This window comes from Amaricoccus sp., assembly GCF_017995835.1.
In the GTDB taxonomy this organism is placed as follows: Bacteria; Pseudomonadota; Alphaproteobacteria; order Rhodobacterales; family Rhodobacteraceae; genus Amaricoccus.
Map to the genome: position 1 here is coordinate 1 of NZ_JAGOID010000062.1, position 19,037 is coordinate 19,037.

22 protein-coding genes are annotated in these 19,037 nt (G+C 71.1%); 6 read left to right on the forward strand and 16 right to left on the reverse strand.

The window, feature by feature from the left end; translation table 11 throughout:
- The 3 genes from KBA23_RS10685 to KBA23_RS10695 all read left to right on the forward strand — a co-directional run.
- Window positions 1-587, forward strand: a 587-nt coding sequence (locus KBA23_RS10685; RefSeq protein ID WP_290740561.1) for an aldehyde dehydrogenase family protein, incomplete at its 5' end; no start/stop codon positions are given.
- The gene (gene betA, locus KBA23_RS10690; RefSeq protein WP_290740606.1) at window positions 587-2,230 is read left to right on the forward strand and encodes a choline dehydrogenase; all 1,644 of its coding nucleotides are present in this window, start codon (window positions 587-589) and stop codon (window positions 2,228-2,230) included. The genes KBA23_RS10685 and betA, both read left to right, overlap by 1 nt.
- A 146-nt stretch (window positions 2,231-2,376) precedes the next feature.
- Entirely contained in the window at window positions 2,377-3,312 is a 936-nt protein-coding gene (locus tag KBA23_RS10695; RefSeq protein ID WP_290740564.1) for a DUF6635 family protein, read from the forward strand.
- Between the two features lie 67 nt (window positions 3,313-3,379).
- Here KBA23_RS10695 and KBA23_RS10700 read toward each other — a convergent pair whose 3' ends face one another.
- Both KBA23_RS10700 and KBA23_RS10705 read right to left on the reverse strand, forming a co-directional pair.
- On the reverse strand, window positions 3,380-4,498 hold the full coding sequence (locus KBA23_RS10700; protein ID WP_290740567.1) for a hypothetical protein: 1,119 nt from the start codon (window positions 4,496-4,498) through the stop codon (window positions 3,380-3,382).
- Window positions 4,499-4,586: 88 nt separating this feature from the next.
- Window positions 4,587-5,741 carry a CaiB/BaiF CoA-transferase family protein gene (locus KBA23_RS10705; protein WP_290740570.1) on the reverse strand — a complete coding sequence of 385 codons (1,155 nt, stop codon included), beginning with the start codon at window positions 5,739-5,741 and terminating at the stop codon, window positions 4,587-4,589.
- A gap of 262 nt (window positions 5,742-6,003) precedes the next feature.
- Here KBA23_RS10705 and KBA23_RS10710 point away from each other — a divergent pair, with 262 nt between their 5' ends.
- Both KBA23_RS10710 and KBA23_RS10715 read left to right on the forward strand, forming a co-directional pair.
- The gene (locus tag KBA23_RS10710) at window positions 6,004-6,147 is read left to right on the forward strand and encodes a DUF1127 domain-containing protein (protein WP_290740573.1); all 144 of its coding nucleotides are present in this window, start codon (window positions 6,004-6,006) and stop codon (window positions 6,145-6,147) included.
- A 114-nt stretch (window positions 6,148-6,261) separates the two neighbouring features.
- On the forward strand, window positions 6,262-6,768 hold the full coding sequence (locus KBA23_RS10715; RefSeq protein ID WP_290740575.1) for a GNAT family N-acetyltransferase: 507 nt from the start codon (window positions 6,262-6,264) through the stop codon (window positions 6,766-6,768).
- Between the two features lie 2 nt (window positions 6,769-6,770).
- On the opposite strand, the gene KBA23_RS10720 is transcribed toward KBA23_RS10715, so the two are convergent.
- From KBA23_RS10720 to KBA23_RS10780, 13 genes are all read right to left on the reverse strand, one after another.
- Window positions 6,771-7,715: a hypothetical protein gene (locus KBA23_RS10720; RefSeq protein ID WP_290740577.1), complete on the reverse strand. Its 945-nt coding sequence runs from the start codon at window positions 7,713-7,715 to the stop codon at window positions 6,771-6,773.
- Between the two features lie 466 nt (window positions 7,716-8,181).
- Window positions 8,182-8,772, reverse strand: coding sequence for a holin family protein (locus KBA23_RS10725; RefSeq protein ID WP_290740579.1), 591 nt, complete (start codon window positions 8,770-8,772; stop codon window positions 8,182-8,184).
- Window positions 8,763-9,374, reverse strand: coding sequence for a holin-associated N-acetylmuramidase (locus KBA23_RS10730; protein ID WP_290740581.1), 612 nt, complete (start codon window positions 9,372-9,374; stop codon window positions 8,763-8,765). Before KBA23_RS10730 ends, KBA23_RS10725 begins: the two co-directional genes overlap by 10 nt.
- A 102-nt stretch (window positions 9,375-9,476) precedes the next feature.
- On the reverse strand, window positions 9,477-10,106 hold the full coding sequence (locus tag KBA23_RS10735) for a carotenoid biosynthesis protein (RefSeq protein ID WP_290740583.1): 630 nt from the start codon (window positions 10,104-10,106) through the stop codon (window positions 9,477-9,479).
- The gene (locus KBA23_RS10740; protein ID WP_290740585.1) at window positions 10,103-10,288 is read right to left on the reverse strand and encodes a hypothetical protein; all 186 of its coding nucleotides are present in this window, start codon (window positions 10,286-10,288) and stop codon (window positions 10,103-10,105) included. Before KBA23_RS10740 ends, KBA23_RS10735 begins: the two co-directional genes overlap by 4 nt.
- A 283-nt stretch (window positions 10,289-10,571) precedes the next feature.
- Complete coding sequence (locus KBA23_RS10745; protein WP_290740587.1) at window positions 10,572-11,198, reverse strand: isochorismatase family protein; 627 nt, start codon at window positions 11,196-11,198, stop codon at window positions 10,572-10,574.
- 86 nt (window positions 11,199-11,284) lie between these two features.
- Window positions 11,285-11,752: a cytochrome c maturation protein CcmE gene (gene ccmE / locus KBA23_RS10750; RefSeq protein ID WP_290740588.1), complete on the reverse strand. Its 468-nt coding sequence runs from the start codon at window positions 11,750-11,752 to the stop codon at window positions 11,285-11,287.
- A 63-nt stretch (window positions 11,753-11,815) separates the two neighbouring features.
- Window positions 11,816-12,679 (reverse strand): YihY/virulence factor BrkB family protein, encoded by an 864-nt coding sequence (locus KBA23_RS10755; RefSeq protein WP_290740590.1) that lies wholly within the window; start codon window positions 12,677-12,679, stop codon window positions 11,816-11,818.
- Entirely contained in the window at window positions 12,676-13,707 is a 1,032-nt protein-coding gene (gene argC, locus KBA23_RS10760; RefSeq protein WP_290740592.1) for an N-acetyl-gamma-glutamyl-phosphate reductase, read from the reverse strand. Before argC ends, KBA23_RS10755 begins: the two co-directional genes overlap by 4 nt.
- Before the next feature lie 103 nt (window positions 13,708-13,810).
- Window positions 13,811-14,626, reverse strand: a complete 816-nt coding sequence (murI, locus tag KBA23_RS10765) for a glutamate racemase (RefSeq protein ID WP_290740594.1) — start codon at window positions 14,624-14,626, stop codon at window positions 13,811-13,813.
- A gap of 1 nt (window position 14,627) precedes the next feature.
- A complete protein-coding gene (locus tag KBA23_RS10770) occupies window positions 14,628-15,509 on the reverse strand; it encodes a lysophospholipid acyltransferase family protein (RefSeq protein WP_290740596.1) in 882 nt (293 codons plus the stop codon).
- 235 nt (window positions 15,510-15,744) lie between these two features.
- The gene (locus KBA23_RS10775) at window positions 15,745-16,590 is read right to left on the reverse strand and encodes a fumarylacetoacetate hydrolase family protein (protein ID WP_290740598.1); all 846 of its coding nucleotides are present in this window, start codon (window positions 16,588-16,590) and stop codon (window positions 15,745-15,747) included.
- A 130-nt stretch (window positions 16,591-16,720) separates the two neighbouring features.
- Window positions 16,721-17,209: an ABC transporter permease gene (locus tag KBA23_RS10780; protein ID WP_366935310.1), complete on the reverse strand. Its 489-nt coding sequence runs from the start codon at window positions 17,207-17,209 to the stop codon at window positions 16,721-16,723.
- 109 nt (window positions 17,210-17,318) lie between these two features.
- Between KBA23_RS10780 and KBA23_RS10785 the strand changes: the two genes are divergently transcribed.
- Window positions 17,319-18,803: a replicative DNA helicase gene (locus KBA23_RS10785; RefSeq protein ID WP_290740602.1), complete on the forward strand. Its 1,485-nt coding sequence runs from the start codon at window positions 17,319-17,321 to the stop codon at window positions 18,801-18,803.
- On the opposite strand, the gene KBA23_RS10790 is transcribed toward KBA23_RS10785, so the two are convergent.
- Window positions 18,773-19,037: hypothetical protein (locus KBA23_RS10790; RefSeq protein ID WP_290740604.1), on the reverse strand; the 265-nt coding region annotated here is incomplete at its 5' end. The genes KBA23_RS10785 and KBA23_RS10790 overlap by 31 nt on opposite strands.

A 19,037-nucleotide genomic window follows, 5' to 3' on the forward strand; every position in this document is an offset into this window, starting at 1 on the left:
AGCGGGGGGTGAAGGCGCGGTTCCTCGATCGGCTGGCGGCGCGGACGGCGGCGATCCGTCTCGGCGATCCGATGGACGAGGCGGTGACGATGGGGCCGCTGATCTCGGAGGCGCAGGGCGCGAAGGTGATGGCGCATGTCGAGGGCGCGAAGGCCGAAGGGGCGCGGCTGGTCACTGGCGGCGGGCGGGCGCGGATGCAGGGGCTCGGCGGGTTCTTCGTCGAGCCGACGGTGTTCGCGGACGTGACCGACGCGATGACGCTGGCGCGCGAGGAGGTGTTCGGCCCGGTGATGGCCGTGCTCGACTTCGAGGGCGAGGACGAGGTCGTCGCGCGGGCCAACGCGACCGGGTTCGGGCTGGCGGCCGGCGTCTTCACCGCGGATCTGGCGCGGGCGCACCGGGTGGTCGCCCGGCTGGAGGCGGGGACGACCTGGATCAACGCCTACAACCTGACGCCGGTCGAGGCGCCGTTCGGGGGCGTGAAGCTGTCGGGCCTCGGGCGCGAGAACGGGCTGGCGGCGCTCGAGCACTATTCGCAGGTAAAGTCGGTCTACGTCGCGACAGGGCCGGTCGAGGCGCCGTGGTGATGGAGGCGGACTACGTCGTCGTCGGCTCCGGCTCGGCAGGTTCGGCACTTGCCTGCCGGCTGGGCGAGGCGGGGCGGTCGGTGATCGTCGTCGAATACGGCGGCACCGACTGGGGGCCGTTCATCCAGATGCCGGCGGCGCTATCCTATCCGATGAACATGGCCCGATACGACTGGGGCTTCCGCACCGAGCCGGAGCCGCATCTCGGCGGGCGGGTGCTCGCGACGCCGCGGGGCAAGGTGCTGGGGGGCTCGTCCTCGATCAACGGCATGGTCTACGTCCGGGGTCATCCGCGGGATTTCGACCACTGGGCCGAGGCCGGGGCGGAGGGCTGGGCCTGGGCGGACGTCGCGCCCTATTTCAACCGGATGGAGAACTGGCACGGTGGCCATTCCGACTGGCGCGGCGACGCCGGCCCGCTCCACGTCACGCGGGGACCGCGGCGGAACCCGCTCTATCACTCCTTCGTCGAGGCCGGCGCGCAGGCGGGGTTCGAGCTCACCTTCGACTACAACGGCGCGAAGCAGGAGGGCTTCGGGCCGATGGAGCAGACGGTCTGGAAGGGCCGCCGCTGGTCGGCGGCGAACGCCTACCTGCGGCCGGCGCTCGCCGGCGGCAACGTGCGCGTGCTGAGCGGGCTCGCGACGCGGGTCGTGCTGGAGGAGGGCCGCGCCGTCGGCGTCGAAGTGCTGCGCGGCGCGCCCGAGACGGTGCGGGCGCGCCGCGAGGTGGTCCTGTCGGCCTCCACGATCAACACGCCGAAGCTCTTGATGCTGTCCGGGATCGGGCCGGGCGCGCATCTCGCGGAGCACGGGATCGCCGTCGTCGCCGACCGGCCGGGGGTGGGGGCGAACCTTCAGGACCATCTGGAGCTCTACATCCAGATGCGGAGCCTGAAGCCGGTGACGCTCTACAGCCAGTACAACTACCCGGCGATGGCGCGGATCGGGCTGCAATGGCTTCTGGCCAAGGTCGGGCTGGGGACGTCGAACCAGTTCGAGAGCGCGGCCTTCGTGCGCTCGGGGCCGGGGGTCGAGTACCCCGACATCCAGTACCACTTCCTGCCGCTCGCCGTGCGCTACGACGGGCGCTCGGCGGTGCGGGGGCACGGCTTCCAGGCCCATGTCGGGCCGATGCGCTCGCCCTCGCGCGGCACGGTGCGCCTGCGGAGCGCCGACCCGGCGGAGCCGCCGGCGATCCTCTTCAACTACATGAGTTGCGAGCAGGACTGGATTGACTTCAGGCATTGCATCCGCCTGACGCGGGAAATCTTTTCGCAACCAGCGTTTTCGCCCTATGCGGGCGACGAGATCCAGCCCGGCGGCGGCGGCGTCGCCGACGACGAGCTGGACGGCTTCGTGCGCGAGCACGTCGAGAGCGCCTATCATCCCTGCGGCACGGCGCGGATGGGGCGGCGGGACGATCCGGGGGCGGTGGTCGATGCCGAGGGCCGGGTGATCGGGGTCGACGGGCTGCGGGTCGCCGACAGCTCCATCTTCCCGCGCATCACCAACGGCAACCTCAACGCGCCCTCGATCATGGTCGGCGAGAAGATCGCCGACCATGTCCTCGGCCGGACCCCGCTGCCCCGGTTCGAGCGGGAGCCCTGGATCAACCCGCGCTGGCGGACGAGCGACCGCTGACGGTCTCAAATCGCATGTGCAGCCGCCGGCCTCGCGGCCGGTGGCGCTTGCCGGGGGCGGCGGCGCGCCCCATCTCGACCGGCATGATGGACGACGCCGCGCCCCCGCCTCCTCGCGCCCTCGCGCCCGACCTGGCCGCGGATATCGTGCGGGCGGGCGCCGCCGACTATTTCGCCGGGTGCCGGGCGCGGATGCGGCCGTTCGTCGACGCGAACTTCTCGCTCGCGGGGTCGGCGCGGCTGCATCGCCATGCGCTCGGCTGGGATCTGCTGAAGGCGCCGGCAAATGTCGCGCTCTCGCTTCCGCAGGTGGGGCTGAAGCTCGGGGCGTTGGCGGCGCGCGGGCTCGGCGCGCGCGAGGCGGCGGCGCGGATCGGCGGCGTGGACCTGTTCCTCGACACGGCGGTGGCGCGCGAGCTGCGCTGGCGGATGATGACCGACCTGCTGCGCCAGCCCTGTCGCGACGGCGATCGCGAGGCGCGCGAGGACGGGCTCGCCGAGGCGATCCTGGCGCGCCCAGAGATGGCGTCGCTGATCGCGGCGGCCGCCGAGACGGCGTCGGCGCATCGCGACGACCCGGCCTTCCGCGCCCGGCTGGAGGGGGCGCTGACCGGCTATACCGGGGCGCGGGCGGCGGCGGCGGAGATCACCACCGGGCTTTTCGCACTCGGCGGCGGCGCCGTGGCGTTCCAGAAGCTGACGCCGGGGGCGCTGGCGCTCGGGCCGGCCATCGCCGCCTCGGTGGCGCACGGCGCGGCGGTGGCGAGCTTCCCCCTCGGCGCGACGGCAGGCGGCATCTGGTATGCGATGTTCCCGGCCGCGGCCTCGCCGGCGCTGGTCGCCGGGGCGACGGCCGGGGTGATGGGGGTCGCGGCGCTGGCGGCGGCTTTCGCCGGGATGGTCGCCGATCCGGCGCAGCGCGCGCTCGGCCTGCACGAGCGGCGCCTGATGGCGCTGATCGGCGCGCTGGAGGCGGGTTTCGAGGGGCGCGAGGGCGATTTCGTGGTCTATGACCTCTACGTCGCGCGCCTTCTCGACCTCAGCGACATGCTCCTCGGCGTCGCGCGGGCGTTCCGGCCCTGACGGGGGGCACCCCGAAGGGGCGGCCGCATTCCTGCGCCGTCCCCGGGTGACGTCGTTCGTCCGATATTCAGACGGGATAGCGCAGGATCGCGGCCAGGCTTGCCTCGCCGGGGACGTCGGCGCGGCGGGCGGAGAGGACGCGGCCGCCGGCGCGCAGGGTGCGTACCGCGATCTCGTCCACCACGCCGTAGGCGCCCGCGCTGGGGCCATCGGCGAAGGCGACGGCCCCGTCGTCGTCTGCGACGGTACCGTGAACGGTCTCGTCCATGTCGACGATCAGCGTGTCCACCGCCCCGAAGGTCGCGGCGCGCGCGGCTTGGGCGACGTCGTTGGTCGCGCGGCCCTGGGCCTCGCGCTCGGCATAGAGCCGGACGAAATCGCCGATCTCGGCGGCGTAGACCTCGTCGAGAACGCTGCGGGCGGCCGTGGCGATCTCGTGCAGCGGCGTGTGGTCGAAGCTGCCGGAGAGCGTCTGCCGCGCGGTGTGCGGGTAGGTCGAGACCGAGCGGTACACCGATGCCACCGTTTCGGAGGCGGCGACGATCAGCGGGCGCTCGTGGCCTCGGAGAAACGGCTTCAGCGCCGCATCCACCACGCGGGCGTAGCGATTGAGCAGCGCGGACTCAGAGGTGCTTTCGCCGGATGCCATCTCCTTGCGGTTCTCGGTGTGGCTGCGCTTGCCGAGGGCCTGGTTGAAATCCTTCGGCAGGCCGGGCACACGGACCTCCTCGGGCGGCAGGTCGGCGGAGACCTCGATCAGGCGCACGGCGCCGACGCTGATGGCGAGCACATAGGCGTTGTGCGGGAAGGTCACGGCGCGCAGGAGCGGCTTGACGTGGACGCGATCGGAGACCTCGACCATCGAGACGAGCCGGCTCGGCAGGCGGTAGGTCTCGATCCAGTCGCCAGAGGCGAAGATCGCGAGGCTGTTGGCCTGATGGGCCCAGAACGCGTCATCCTCGATCAGGTGCCCGACCGCCTCCTCGATCGGCCAGATGGCGCGCTTGGGGGTATCGAACGCCTCCATCTCGGCGACGGCGGTCTTGAGCAGGTTCTTGAGCTCGATGCGGTCGATCTGGGCCTCCTGCGTCACCGGCGTCGTCGCGACGTAGATCGAGACCGTCGGCTGCGCCCGTCGTGCGATCAGCTTCTCGATCTGGGCGCGGGTCGGGAGGTCGATGTGCATGGCAGGCTCTTTCGTTCGGGGTCGAGCGGGTCTACGCCGCGGCGGAACGGAAGGAGTCGGGGCGCCGCTCGTGCCCCGCTCGCGCAGATCAACGTCCCTGCGAAGGCCAGGACGCGCCGCTGCCGAGGGCGGCCCGGATCGCCGCGCCGTCGGCGTCGAGTCTCGGCGGCGGCGCCTCGGCGGCGAGGGCGGCGTCGGAGAAGCGCATCGGGCTGCGCGGCGCGCGCGAGCCGTCGATCTCCTGGGTCATGCCGCGAGCCTCGGCCTGGGGGTCGGCGAACGCCTCGGCGACGGTGTTGATCGACCCGGCCGGGACGCCGGCGGTCTCGAGCGCTGCGAGGAGGTCGGCGCGTGAACGGGCGGCGAGCGCCGGCGCGAGCGCCTCGATCAGCGCGGCGCGGTTGGCCACGCGGTCGCGGTTCAGCGTGAAGCGCGGGTCGGCGGGCAGGTCGAGCCCGAGGAGCGCGCAGAGTTTCACGAACTGACCGTCGTTGCCGCAGGCCAGCACGAAGGGACCGTCGGCGGCCTGCAAGACCTGGTAGGGCGCGATGTTGGGGTGGGCATTGCCCATGCGACGCGGGAGCTTGCCGCCGATCAGCCAGTTGGTGGCCTGGTTGGCGAGGACGGCGAGCTGGGTGTCGAAGAGCGCCATGTCGATCCACTGGCCGCGGCCGGTGCGTTCGCGCATCAGCAGCGCCGCCTCGACGGCGATCGTGCCGTAGAGGCCGGTGAAGAGGTCGGCATAGGCGACGCCGGGCTTCTGCGCCTCGCCGGCGGGCTCGCCGGTCAGGTCCATGATCCCGCCCATGGCCTGAATGATGAAGTCGTAGCCGGCGCGCGGCGCATAGGGCCCGGTCTGGCCGAAGCCGGTGACCGAGCAGTAGACGACGGCCGGGTTCGTCGCCGCGACCGAGGCATAGTCGAGACCGTAGCGGACGAGGCCGCCGAGCTTGAAGTTCTCGAGCACGACGTCGGCGCCGGCGGCGAGCCGGCGGGCGAGGTCGGCGTCGGCGGGATCGCGGAAGTCGAGCGCGATCGAGCGCTTGCCGCGATTGGCCGCGTGGAAGTAGGCGGCGGCGCCGTCCTCGGCGAAGGGCGGGCCCCAGCCGCGGGTCTCGTCGCCCTCGCGGCTCTCGACCTTTACGACGTCGGCCCCGAGATCGGAGAGGGTCTGTCCGATCCAGGGCCCGGCGAGGACCCGAGCGAGCTCCAGCACCTTCAGTCCCGCCAGCGGCCGTTCCATGCGCATCCTCCCTCTTGGCATGCGTATAGGCGCGCGTGCCGGAGGCGCAGTCAAGCGGGCGATCGCGCCGGCGGAACTTCCGGGCTTTTCCGGCGCGTTCCGCCCCGCCACCCCCGACTTCCGGCCTTTTCCTCCGGGATGCGCGTAGCGTCGATCGGAAAGCGATTTACGGAGGACGCCCGCGATGACGACGAGGAGCATCGATTTCGATGTGGTCGGACACGGACGACATGGCCGCCCACGCGGCTCCGCGACCTTGCGCGTGCTGCGGACTTTGATCCGCTGGGACGCGCGCTATCGCGAGCGGGCGAGACTGGCGGCGCTGGACCATGCCGCCTTGCACGACATGGGCATCGCGCCGGAGGACGCCGCGGCGGAGGCGGCGCGTCCGGTCTGGCGGGGCTGACCTGACCGCAGGACGCGGGCGGGAGGCGTCGAGGCTTGCTCTCCGCTCCGCATGGCGGAAGATGCGGCGACGGGGCAGGGGAGCGCATCGCTGGATCGCGAAACGGAAGTGGTGGTGCGACCGGCGCGGCGCCCGGAGATCCCGGCGATCGCGGCGGTCGCCGCCGCTGCCTATGCCCCCCATCGCCACCGGCGGCCGGCGCCGGTCTGGGCGGCGCACGTGGCGGAGACCTGCGACATCGGGCGGCGCTGGGACGAGAGCGTCACGCTCGTCGCCGAGGTTGGGGGAGCGATCGTCGGGACTGTGGCGTTCTACGGGCAGGCGATGGGGCTGCCGTCCGGCTGGGCCGGATTGCGGGCCCTCGCCGTCGATCCCTCGGCGCAGGGGCGCGGCGTCGGGCGGGCGCTGACGCTCGATTGCGTGGCGCGGGCGCGCGCCGCCGGGCGGGAGGCGCTCGCCGTCCACACCAGCGCCGAGCTTGCCTCCGCGATGGCGCTCTATCGCGCGCTCGGGTTCCGGCGCTGCCCCGAGCACGACGCCGACGCGACGGCGCTCCTCGGCTTCGCGGGAGAAGCGCCGTCGCCGCTCGTGGCGCTCAAGCTCGACCTGCGGGACGGGTAGGATCAGGGCGCGGCGGCCGGGGCCATCCATTCCTCGTCGAAGAGCGCGACGAGCGGGCGGAAGCTGTCCAGGGTCACGTGGTCGTAGGGCCCGCCGACGGGGGCGGCCAGGAAGCCGTCCAGGCGGCGGTCCGCCTCGGCGAGGTCGGGCAGGCAAGCGCCGAGCGCAGCGAGGTCCGCGGCGATCGAAGCGCCCTCGTCGAGGACGCAGTCCCCCGCAAGCCGCTCGGTTGGCGACCGCAGGCGAACCATGACCACGCGGCTGACCGAAGGCTGGGGATCGGCCCCGAGCACCGCGGGGCCGCAGACAAGGCCGCCGAGCACGCTTGCGAGCGACATCGGCGGAAAGAGCGTGAACTGGAATGCGGTGCGCTCCTGCTGCTCGCGCAGGTCGGCGAGGAGCGCGCGGCGCAGGAGCGAGACCGGCCCGGCCGCCTCCAGCCGGTCGGTGATCCGGGTCTGGAGGTAGGTCGCGGCGAGCCCGCCCGCCGTGGAGCGGATCTCGAAGGCGCCACGGATCAGCCGCCCGGGAAAGTACGGCGACCAGGCATACGAATACGTGACGTAGAGACCGGCGAGGTTGGCCCCTCCCTCGCCGCCGTGGCGTACTGCCGCGGCGCGGAACTCGTCGCCGCCGAAGGCGCCCGCACGGCGCATCAGCGTCTCGCGGTCCTCCTCGCGGCCCTCGCAGATCCGCTCGGCGAAATCGTCGAAGGAGGTCTCCGCGATCCACGGCCCGGTGACGCCGCCGAGGAGCGCCGCCCAGTCGTCATAGACCTGCTGTTCGCGCGGACGGGCGCGGCCCTGAAGCCACTTGTTGGCGCGCTCGACATCGAAGGGGGTGCGGGGGTTGGCGCGCCGGAACGCCGCGGCGAGATCCTTTCGCGTGCGGGCGCCGACGATCGCCGCCGTCAGGCACAGCTTGCGGGAGATATCGACTGCGTCCACGAGGCCTCATCGAATGTCGCGCCGCGAATGTTATACGCATCACGAAGCCCGTGCAAACCGCCCCGGCGGCCCGTTCGAACCGGGGACCGATCGAGCTATGGCGGAAACTGTGTGATGCGAGGTGAGAGGGCGGCGTATCGTGGCGGGTGTCATACCGGCGAGTCTACCAGGCTACCCGGCGCAACACGGGCTAACACGCGTGATAGACAGGTTAACTGCCTGATTGCACACGATAAAAATGCCAAAGTTCAAAAAAGGTCCGCGAGTCGTTTCATGAGCCCGCCGGTATCAGACCCTGCCAGAACCTCCCATGACAGGAGACCGTCGAATCACAGTTCGTGGCGTCGCGCCACCCGAGACTCCCCAAGTCTCATTCGATTGCCCCGGTCGCCGTCTCCGCCAAGGAGGATTGACGCTGTGGCGGCGACCGGTCGCGCCGGTCGCCGGGGTTCGTGCCTGGGCCGCGTCAGCCTCGCTGGCTGCGCCACTCCTCGAGGGCGGCGTTGTGGTTCGGGTCCGCCGCCTGTGGCGTCGCGTCGCGGGTCTGGGGGCGCATCGACGCGGGCCGCGGCCTGGGGCGTGGCCCGCTCGCCGCCGCCGGCGCCGATGTGACGCTGGCGAGCCGCTGGTTCGTTGCGGCGGCGAAGGTCCGCGTCGGTACCCGGTCGCGCAGGTAGTGCAGTTCGCGCGCGCCGAAGTAGAACGACACGATGGCGCCGAGAAGCCACCAGAGCGGTTCCGGCACCAGTGACAACCCCTGCATCCGTACTCCGAACCCGTCCGGCTCGACCATGGCATAGCCGAAGAGGCCGAGCGTGCTCAGCGCCAGCAACGGCCGGGGAAGGCGGTTCAGTCCGTTGACCCAGCCGTTGAAGGCGCCGCACGGCGCGTGCTCGTATTCCGCGCCGGCCTGCTCCACGACGGCCGAGAACGCCTCGGCCTCGGCGGCGTCGCGCGCGGCTCGGTTGCCCACGAAGACCTCGGCCACGTCGCTGACGGCCTCGCCGACGGTCGCCGCCGCCGAACCGAGGCCGATGATCCGGCCCATCATCCCCATGACCGCACCCTTGCGGCATGCTCGGCGGCGGTCAGGTGAAAGCGCACGGAGATGAACTCCTCGGCGCGGGTGATCCAGCCGCCCTTGCCGCCGTCCTTGCGCCGGGCGTACTTGCGGCTCGCCGGCCGCTGGTCGGCGATGCGATAGTAGTAGTTGCGGCGCTCGATGCCGTAGGCGTCGGCGATGTGGTCCGGCGCGGCCTCGGCCGCCGCCCCGGCGGCGCGAACCGTCCCGGGTCCGACGACGCCGTCGTCGTCGGCGGGAAAGCCCATGGCGGTCACGAGGCGTTGCAGGATGCGCACGGCGTTGGCGCCGGCGTTGACCTGCATGTCGAAGACGCTCGCCTGGAGGCATGCGGGCAGGAGGTCGAGCTTCGGCTGCTCGAAGTAGTGGCGGACGTAGATCGCCTTCGCCTCGTCGCGGCCGAGCGCCTTGACGTCGGCCGCGTCGATGCGCCCGTCGCCGTCGAGGTCGCGCCCGAGCGCGCGCATGGTGTGGATGGTGACGCCGTGGTTCGTCGCGCCGCCGGGATCGTCGGGGTCGTTCACATAGCCCCCTTCGCGGCGCACGATCTCGGCGGCGATGCTCTCTACCGAGTGCATCCGGTTCTCCTTGCATGGTCGTGGAATCGCCGAAGCGTCGCGCCGGAAAGATAAAATTCAATTGATCCCAGGGTGGCGGGCGGTTCGCCCGGCGCCCGCGGGCTATCGGAGGTCTGCCGCCGCAAGGACGCCGTTCAGCGCCAGGGACAGGGCCACGGAGGCGACGCATGCGATCGGAACGGCCGCGGCCGCCGCGAGGAGGATGCGCACGGGGCCCCAAGTAGGGCGCCGGCAGACCTCGATCCAGGCCGCCGGCGCGAGCAGCATCAGGACGAACCATCCGACGAAGTTGAGCAGCGGGATCTCGTAGTAGAGCCGCGCCGGGACGAGCCAGACCCAGTAGCCGAGCGCCACCGCGACCGGATCGATGAAGAGGTCGAGCAGCACCGCGACGGTCGCGGCGACGACGGGCGCCTGCCGGCGCAGCCTGGGGGCGGACAGCACGTCCTCCCCGTGCCGTGCGAGGATGCCCTCGGCGAGGAGCAGGCAGATGCCGCAGACGCCGATCCATCCGAAGAAGATGTAGGCGAACACCCATGCCTGCGATTGGCCGGGATAGACGTAGTTGGCAGCCGAGAACGACGAGGCAAAGTCCATGATCGCGGGAAAGAGCCCGGCGACGACGGCGAGCGCCACGGCGCGGGCCGGGCCGAAGCGCCACGCGAAGAAGGCCAGCACCAGCGAGCCGAGGACGATCCCGCCGACAAGGAGCCTGTCGAAATCCGGACTCATCGCCGCCGCGTGCGCCACGCGAACAGGAGCGGCGCGGGCAGGGCCCAGACGACGAGCCAGAGCCGTTCGTGCGCCGCGTCCACGGCCAGCCCGTCGGCGAACCAGCCGAGCACGACTGCCGCGTAGAGCAGGAGCGGCGTCCATCGACCGGGGCGGCCGTGCCGGCGCGCGACGTTATCCATGTGGCCCGCTTGCCGGGCGACGCCAGCTTCCTTCATGGCGCGCGACCGCTGCCTGCCGACGGCGCAGGACACGGACAGGAGTTCGGACGACCAACGGACACGGGCGGGTGGCCCCCTCGCAAACGGATCATACGGCTTCCGTCTGAGCACTTCGACGTCAAGGGTTTATGGCGGATCCTTCGATGCACGCTCCATGCACGACTTATGCACAACGCATATGCCAGGCGAAAGAGTCGGGATTGAATCGTTAATGCAGGCGCGAGGCGTTCAGGCGGAGGCCGTATCAGCCGGCAGCGCGGCGCTCGCCGGCGATGTGGGCGATCACGGCGTCGCGGGTCATCAGGTCGGCATATTTCTGGCCGATGTCGTGGAGGTTCGACTCGTGGGCGCTGGCGCTGCGGTCGCCGACGCAGTCGATGGCGACGATCGGGCGGAAGTTGTGGCTGATGGCGTCGACGACGGTGGCCCGGACGCAGCCGCTGGTCGTGCAGCCGGCGAAGATCAGCGTGTCGACGCCGCGGCCGATCAGGTGCGAGGCGAGGTCGGTGCCGAAGAACGCCGAGGGAAGCTTCTTCTTCAGCACGCGCTCGCCGGCCTCCGGTGCGAGCGAGGAGATGAAGCGGCTCGACTCGGAGCTTTCGGTCAGCCGGCGCAGGCGCGGCGCCTTCATGGTCCAGACGCCGCAATCCGAGCCGTCGTCCGCATAGGCGATGCGGGTATGGACAACGGGCAGCCCGGCCGCACGTGCCGCGAGCAGGAGCGCGCGAGTGTGCTGCGCGGCCTCGGTGATCGCCGGATACTGGCTGCGGTAGAAGAAGCCGTTGACGAAGTCGATGATGATGAGAGCCGGCCGCACCCCGAAGCCGATCGCGCCGCCTAGTCCCTCTCCGCTGGCCTCCGGGCCGGGCATCGTCTCCTCCTTCGGCCGCGCTCTCGGTATGGCGGGCCTTTCCGGCATTGTTGCGTCAAGCGGGGTCTCGACGCAACCACCGGCTTTCAGCTGTCGGGCTGGGGGCTGACGCCGGCGCCGTGCCGGAACAGGCCCTGCTCCTTCAGGGCGTCCGCGACCTCCTTGGGCATGTAGCTCTCGTCATGCTTGGCGAGCACCTCGGACGCGACGAAGACGCCGTTCTCGATCTCGCCCGACGCGATCACGCCCTGACCCTCGCGGAAGAGGTCGGGGAGGACTCCGGAGAAGCGGACCGGCGTCGCCTCGGCGCCGTCGGTGACGACGAAGCGGATGTCGGTCCCCTGGCCGCGCACGACCGAGCCTTCCTCCACGAGACCGCCGAGGCGGAAACGCTCGCCGGTGCGGGGCGGCTCGAGGACGACCTGGGAGGGAGTGCGGAAGAACTCGATGCCGTCGCGCATCGCGTAGCCGATGACGGCGGTGGCGACGGCGAGGAGCGCCGCCGCGGCGGCGACGAGCTGGATGCGGCGACGTTTCCTGAGGCCGACTGCCACGGGCTGGGGCTCCCCTTGCTGGCGTCTATCTAGGCGCTTGCGCCGACGGCTCCAAGGCCTTCTTCAGTCGGAGGGCCAGGTCTGCGAGGTCTCCGGCCGCGGATGCGGCGCGAGACGGTGGAGCGCGGCGTTGAGCTCGGCCCCGTATATGATCGTGACCGCCGTGATGTAGAAGAACATCAGCGTGATGATCACTCCCGCGAGCGTGCCGTAGGTCACGGTGTAGGTCGGAGTGTAGCTCAGATAGACCGAGAAGCCGCTCGCGGCGGCGAGCCACAGCACCGTCGTGGCGAGGACCCCGGGCCAGAGGCGGCGGAGCGCGATCTTCCGACCGGGCAGCGTCAGGTGCATGGTCAGCACGAAGCCGCCGAGCACGAGGACGCCGAAACCGTAGGTCAACCGGCTGGCGACAAGGGGGATCTTGCGGTTGGCGAAATCCTCGGCGGTCGCGAGCATCAGCGGGCTGAAGATGATCAGGAGACCGAGCAGCGCCGAGACGATGGCGCCGACGAAGACCATGACGATCGCGAGCGCCCGGTTCGTGAACCAGCCGCGCGGGTCGACGACGGCGTAGGCGCGGTCGAAGGCGATGCGGAACGAGTCGACGGCGTTGGAGGCGACATAGACCGCGAAGGCGGCCGAAAGCGTCAGCACGCCGCCGCTGCGCTTGCCGAGCACCTCGAGGACGACGGGCTCGAGCGTGAGCGCGACGTGCTCGGGCGCGATGGCGAAGAGGGCGTCGATGATCTCCGCCGACCGGGTCGCGCCCACGAGGATGCCGATCAGGGTGGCGGCGAAGATCAGGAACGGGAAGATGGACAAGAGGCCCGAGAACGCGATCGAGCCCGACATGACCCAGCCGTCGTTGAGGTTGAAGCGGTCCTGCGCGTCCCAGAGCGCACGGAGGAACCGCTTGAGCCCTTTCACGGGAACAGCGGCGCCGCCATGAGGCCGGCCGTCTCCGGCAGGCCGAGCATCAGGTTGGCGTTCTGGAGCGCCTGGCCGGACGAGCCCTTGGTCAGGTTGTCCAGCGTCGTGAACACCATGACCCGGCCGGGGCTACGGTCGGCGATCACGCCGACATGGACGAAGTTCGAGCCGCGGACGTGGCGGGTGGCCGGCGCCTCGCCGAGGGGAAGGACGATGATGAAGGGTTCGTCGGCATAGGCATCGGCGAAGGCCGCGTGGATGCGCGCGGCGTCGCCCTTGACGTAGATCGTGGCGAGAATGCCGCGGTTCTGCGGCAGCAGGTGGGGGACGAAGGTCACCTCGACCGGCGCGCCGGCGGCCCTGGAGAATTCCTGGTCGAACTCGGCGAGGTGGCGGTGCTTGCCCGCGCTGTAGGCGTGGTAGCCCTCGGAGACCTCGGAGTGGAGCGAGCCCTCCTTGGGCGAGCGGCCGGCGCCGGAGACGCCGGTGGCGAGGTCGATGATGATGTCGTCGGTCTCGATCACGCCGGCCTTCAGCAGCGGCAGCAGCCCGTACATGCCGGTGGCGGCGTTGCACCCGGTGCCGGCGACGAGCCGGGCCTTGCGGATGTCGTCGCGGTAGAACTCGGTCAGGCCATAGACAGCCTCGGCCTGGAGGTCGAGCGCGAGATGCTCGTGGCCGTACCACCTGGCGTAGACCGCCGGATCGCGCAGGCGGAAATCGGCGGAGAGGTCGACGATCTTCAGGGTCCGGGGCAGGGCGGCGATCACTTCCTGGCTGGTCGCATGGGGCAGCGCGCAGAAGGCGAGGTCGACCCCGGAGAAGTCGGTTTCCGCGATCGTGCCGAGCCGGGGCAGGTCGAGGTGGCGCAGATGGGGAAACACCTCGCCCATGGTCTGCCCGGCCTTGCGGTCGGCAGTGAGGGCGGCGATCTCCATCCCCGGATGGGTGGCGATCAGCCGCACCAGCTCGGCGCCGGTGTAACCGGACGCCCCGAGGATCGCGATGCGAAAAACCCTGTCCAAGATCATGCCCCTTCTGGCCGGGGCCGATCCCTAGTGGAAACGTCCGCCGCGATCAATCCGCCTGTCGGCGGGCGCACGGCGGCCGCGCTCGGACGCCGGGGCGTCAGGCTGGCTCGAAGGCGAGGGGTTCGCCCATGAAACGTGCGGCGCTGGCGCCGACGGCGGCGGCGTCGCCCGTGGTCAGGAAGCGCAGGACGCCGGCGCCGCCAGCGAAACGGGCGTGTCGGCGCAGGTAGTCGGCGAGGCTCTCGGCCACGACGTCCGGCTGCGAGACGAGCGTGGTGGAGGCGGGCAGGGCCTCGCGGAAGGCGTCCTCCACCAGGGGGTAGTGGGTGCAGCCGAGGACCGCGGATTGCGGGACGGGCAGCCGGGAGAGCAGGGCGGCGACGTGTTCGCGCGCGACGCCGCGGGCGCGGTCCATGTCGCCGGCCTCGATCGCCTCGACGAGGCCGGCGCAGGCCTGGGGCTCCACCTTCACGTCGCGGGCGCGGAACTTCAGCTCGCGCGGGAAGGCGCCCGAGACGACGGTCGCCGGCGTGGCGAAGAGCGCGACGTCGCGAAGGCCCGTATGGGTGGGCGGGCTGTCGTCGCCCCAGTCGCGGCGCGTCAGGTGCTCGATGACGGGGACGAACACGCCGAGGACCCGGCGATGCGTCGGATCGAGCCAGTCGGTCTGGAGGTCGTGCAGCGCGACGGCCGAGGCGGTGTTGCAGGCGAGGACGACGAGCGAGCACTCCTCCCGGAACAGGCGTTTCACCGCCGCGATGGTGAGGTCGTGGATCTCCCGCGGGGGACGCCGGCCGTAGGGCGCGTTGGCGTTGTCGCCCAGGTAGACGAAATCCTGCTCCGGCAGCCGCCGCGCCATGGCGCGGAGCACGGTCAGGCCGCCGAGCCCGCTGTCGAACACGCCGATCGCCATGCTAGCGCGCTTCCTCGAAGTCGAACCCGTAGCCGAGATCGGCGATGGGCTGCGGCGACAGGCGATATGTCTGCGCGCGCAGAAAGTCCATCAGCTCGCGCGCATCGCCGGCGCGGACGGCGATTTCCTGCGGCGGGATCGGCGCCCCGATGGCGACGCGCACCGGCGCGCCGATACGGGCCCCGAACTCGCTGACCAGCAACGCGAGGCGCAGCGTCTGGTGCAGGTGGCTCGCGACCTGGAAGAGGCGGCTGTTGTGCCCGTCGAACCAGAGCGGCACGACGGTCGCGCCGGACTTCGCGATCAGACGCGCGGTGAAGCGGCGCCAGGATGGATCCATCGGTTGGCCGAATGGACGCGCCGCGGTCGAAACCGTGCCGCCGGGAAAGACCCCCATCGCTCCGCCTCCGGCGAGATGGGCGAGGGCGTGCCTGCGGGTGGCGAGGTTGGTCGCGCGCGCGGCCGTCGTGTCGCCGAAGTCGACGGGCAGGACGATGCGGTCGAGTTCGGCGGCGCGGCGGAACACGGCGTTGGCGAGAATGCGGAAATCGCCGCGGGCGCGGGAGAGGACGAGGCCCATCATCAGCCCGTCGAGGATGCCGTAGGGGTGGTTCGCGACGACGACGAGCGGCCCGTCGCGGGGGATGTCGGCGATGGAGCCGGCGACGAGGTTGAGCTCGAGCCCATATCGCTCGACCATGACCTCCCAGAAGTCGCGCCCGGCGGCGACCTCGCGCTCGTAGCCCGCGGCGCGTCGGATCAGGCCGGGGCGGCCGGTCAGGTTCTCGACCGATCGGATCACGGCGCGGCCGGTGCGGGTCCGGGCGGAGCCGGCGTAGCTGATCTCTCGGGCGAGCCCGCGGTCCCGGCTGGCAGGGGTCATGCGGATGCGGGCCTCCGGAGCGCGCGAAACCGGCGTCGGGGCTGTCTAGCGCGGCGCCGCCGGCGCGGCAAGCGGCCCGCGCATCGCGAGTCTCGCGACGCCAGGGTGGCGGATTCCGACTATGGCGTTGGCCCTGCGGGTGCGCGCCCGAGCCGCGGATGAAAAAATGGCCCGGTTTCCAGCCGCCTTCCGGCCCGGATTTTTCCGGGGCGTCCCAAGGGGTTGGCCGCCGCCGTCAGGCGTCGGCGACGAAGGTCTGCTGCTGCGTCCCCAGCCCCTCGATCCCGAGCGCCACCACGTCGCCCGCCTTCAGGTAGGTCGGCGGCTTCATCCCCATCCCCACGCCCGGCGGCGTGCCGGTCGAGATCACGTCGCCCGGGTGCAGCGTGAAGAACTGGCTGAGGTAGCTCACCAGGAACGCCACGCCGTAGACCATGGTCTCGCTCGAGCCGTTCTGCATGGTCTTGCCGTTGACCGTGAGCCACATCTTCAGCTTCTGCGGGTCGGCCACCTCGTCGCGGGTGACGAGCCACGGGCCGATCGGGCCGAAGGTGTCGCAGGACTTGCCCTTGGTCCACTGGCCCTGCCGCTCGGTCTGGAACGCGCGCTCCGAGACGTCGTTCGTCACGCTGTAGCCCGCCACGTGCTTCAGCGCGTCGGCCTCGGGGACGTGCTTCGCCTTGGCGCCGATCACCACGGCGAGCTCGACCTCCCAGTCGGTCTTGAGCGAGCCGCGCGGGATCACGACGTCGTCGTTCGGCCCGCAGATCGCGCTCGTCGCCTTCATGAAGATGACCGGCTCCGACGGCACCGCCATGCCCGACTCCGCCGCATGGTCGGCATAGTTGAGCCCGATGCAGATGAACTTGCCCACGCCGCCGACGCAGGCGCCATAGCGCACGTCGCCCTCGACCTTCGGCAACCCGGCGGGATCGAGCTTGCGCAGCTTCGCAAGCCCGTCGTCGGTCAGCACGTCGCCGGCGATGTCGGCGACATGGGCGGAGAGGTCGCGCAGCCCTCCCTCGGCGTCGATCAGGCCGGGCTTTTCCGCGCCGAGGCCCCCGTAGCGAACCAGTTTCATCCTGTTCCTCCCGTTCCTTGTCAGGCGTGGGCCCAGCCGTCGTCCGCGGCGACGCGCGGAACGCTTCTAGGGTGCGAGCCCGGGCGTTGTCCACCCGAGCAGGACGGCCGCCCGCCCGGGGTCGCGAGCGTCAGTCGCGGGTAAGGATGAGCACGGCCCCGTCGTACCAGTCGAGCCGCAGCTTGTCGCCCGTCACCGGCGTCAGCACCGCGCCGGGTCCCCACGCCGTCCCCGCGCAGGTGACGGCGATCCCGTCCCTGCCGCCGGTGAAGCGCGGCGCCACGCAGTCGTCGTACGTGCCCCGGCCGTTCGACTTTCCCGCGTTCCAGGCGATCCGCGCCGACGTGACGCTGAGCACGGCGCCGAGATAGGACGGATCATCGGGCGCCACCGCGGTGACGGGCATCGAGGGATCGGTTTCGACCTTCGTCACCGTCCACGTTCCCAGCGCCGAGGTCGTCGCCGCCGACGCCGCCCCCGCCAGCAGGAACGCCGCCAGCGCCGGACCGACCTTTCGCATTCGAACTTCCCCCCACGCGGATGCCGCGACACCATCCGCGCCGCCCGAACGGAGGTCAACCCCGACGTCGCCAGCCAAGCCCAAGGGAATGCAGGGCAAACCGCATCAGTCCCCGGTCTTCTACTTATCCACAGGCCGCGACGGCTTTCCCCGCCGGGCCGTGGGCGTATAACGACGTGACCGGCGGTCGAACCGGAGGGACAGGCGCATGGCGGACGGACCGGTCGGGGCGGAAGCGGACATCTCGGGCCCGCCCCATTCCATCGAGGCGGAACAGGCGCTGCTCGGCGCGCTCCTCGTCAACAACGACGTCTACGACCGCGTCGCCTCGGTGGTGAAGGCCGAGCACTTCTACGAGCCCGTGCACGCCCGCATCTTCGAGGCGGCGGCGAACCGCATCCAGAAGAACGCGCTCGCCTCCCCGGTGACGCTCAAGGCCTTCCTCGAGGACGACGAGGGCCTGCGCGCGCTCGGCGGCCCGCCCTACCTCGCGCGCCTCGCCGGCGCGGCGGTGGCGCTCTTCGCCGCCAGGGACTATGCCCGCCTCGTCTACGACCTCGCGATCCGCCGCGAGCTGATCGCGCTCGGGCAGGACATCGTCGCCAAGGCCCAGCGGATGAACCTCGACGACGAGCCGCGCGAGCAGATCGTCGCCGCCGAGCAGGCGCTCTACCAGCTCGGCGAGCAGGGCAAGGTCGACAAGGGCTTCCAGTCCTTCCTTCGCGCCGCCACCGACGCGGTGAACGTGGCCAACGCCGCCTATCGCCGCGACGGCGGCCTCGCCGGCCTCTCGACCGGGCTCGCCGACCTCGACGGCAAGCTCGGCGGCCTGCACCCCTCCGACCTGCTGATCCTCGCGGGGCGCCCGTCGATGGGCAAGACCTCGCTCGCCACCAACATCGCCTTCAACATCGCGCGCGCCTACCGCAAGGGGATCAAGCCCGACGGCGCCGAGGGCGCGATCGACGGCGGCGTGGTCGGCTTCTTCTCGCTCGAGATGTCCGCCGAGCAGCTCGCCGCCCGCGTCCTGTCCGAGGCGGCGCGGGTGCCCTCGGACCGCATCCGCCGCGGCGACCTGACCGAGGACGAGATGCGCCGCTTCATCGAGGCGGCCAAGGCGCTCGAGGCCTGCCCGCTCTTCATCGACGACACGCCGGCGCTGCCGATCTCCACGCTCGCCGCGCGCGCCCGCCGGCTCAAGCGCCAGCACGGGCTCGACGCGCTCTTCGTCGACTACCTCCAGCTCGCCCGCCCCGCCTCCTCGCGCTCGGAGGGCCGCGTGCAGGAGGTCTCCGAGATCACGCAGGGCCTCAAGGCCATCGCCAAGGAGCTCAACATCCCGGTCGTCGCGCTCTCCCAGCTCTCGCGCCAGGTCGAGAGCCGCGAGGACAAGCGCCCGCAGCTCTCGGACCTGCGCGAGTCCGGCTCGATCGAGCAGGACGCCGACGTCGTCATGTTCGTGTTCCGCGAGGAGTACTACAAGGAGCGCGAGAAGCCGGGCGAGCACGACGGCGAGGCGATGATGAAATGGCAGACCGCCATGGACGCGCTGCGCGGCAAGGCCGAGGTCATCATCGGCAAGCAGCGCCACGGCCCGATCGGCGCGGTCGAGCTCGCCTTCGAGGGCGAGTTCACCCGCTTCTCCAACCTCGTGAAGGCCTATCAGGCGAACGCGCAGGTTGATTTCCGGTAGATTGTTGCGAACGGCTGAGAGATACCCTTGCCGAATGCTGAACAATCGGGGATTTCCTCGGAAGTGCCGTCCCGCAAAGCTTTGCCGCTCGAACCTTCGACGATTTCTGAGCTGCCCCCAGTTTCCTTGGACATCGCTTTGTCCGAAAGGAGACCGAGATGGACCAACCGAGGGACCCCCAGATGAACGGGCAGGAAGGAGCTGCTGTTGTTGATGAGCCTGTGGACAGGGTGG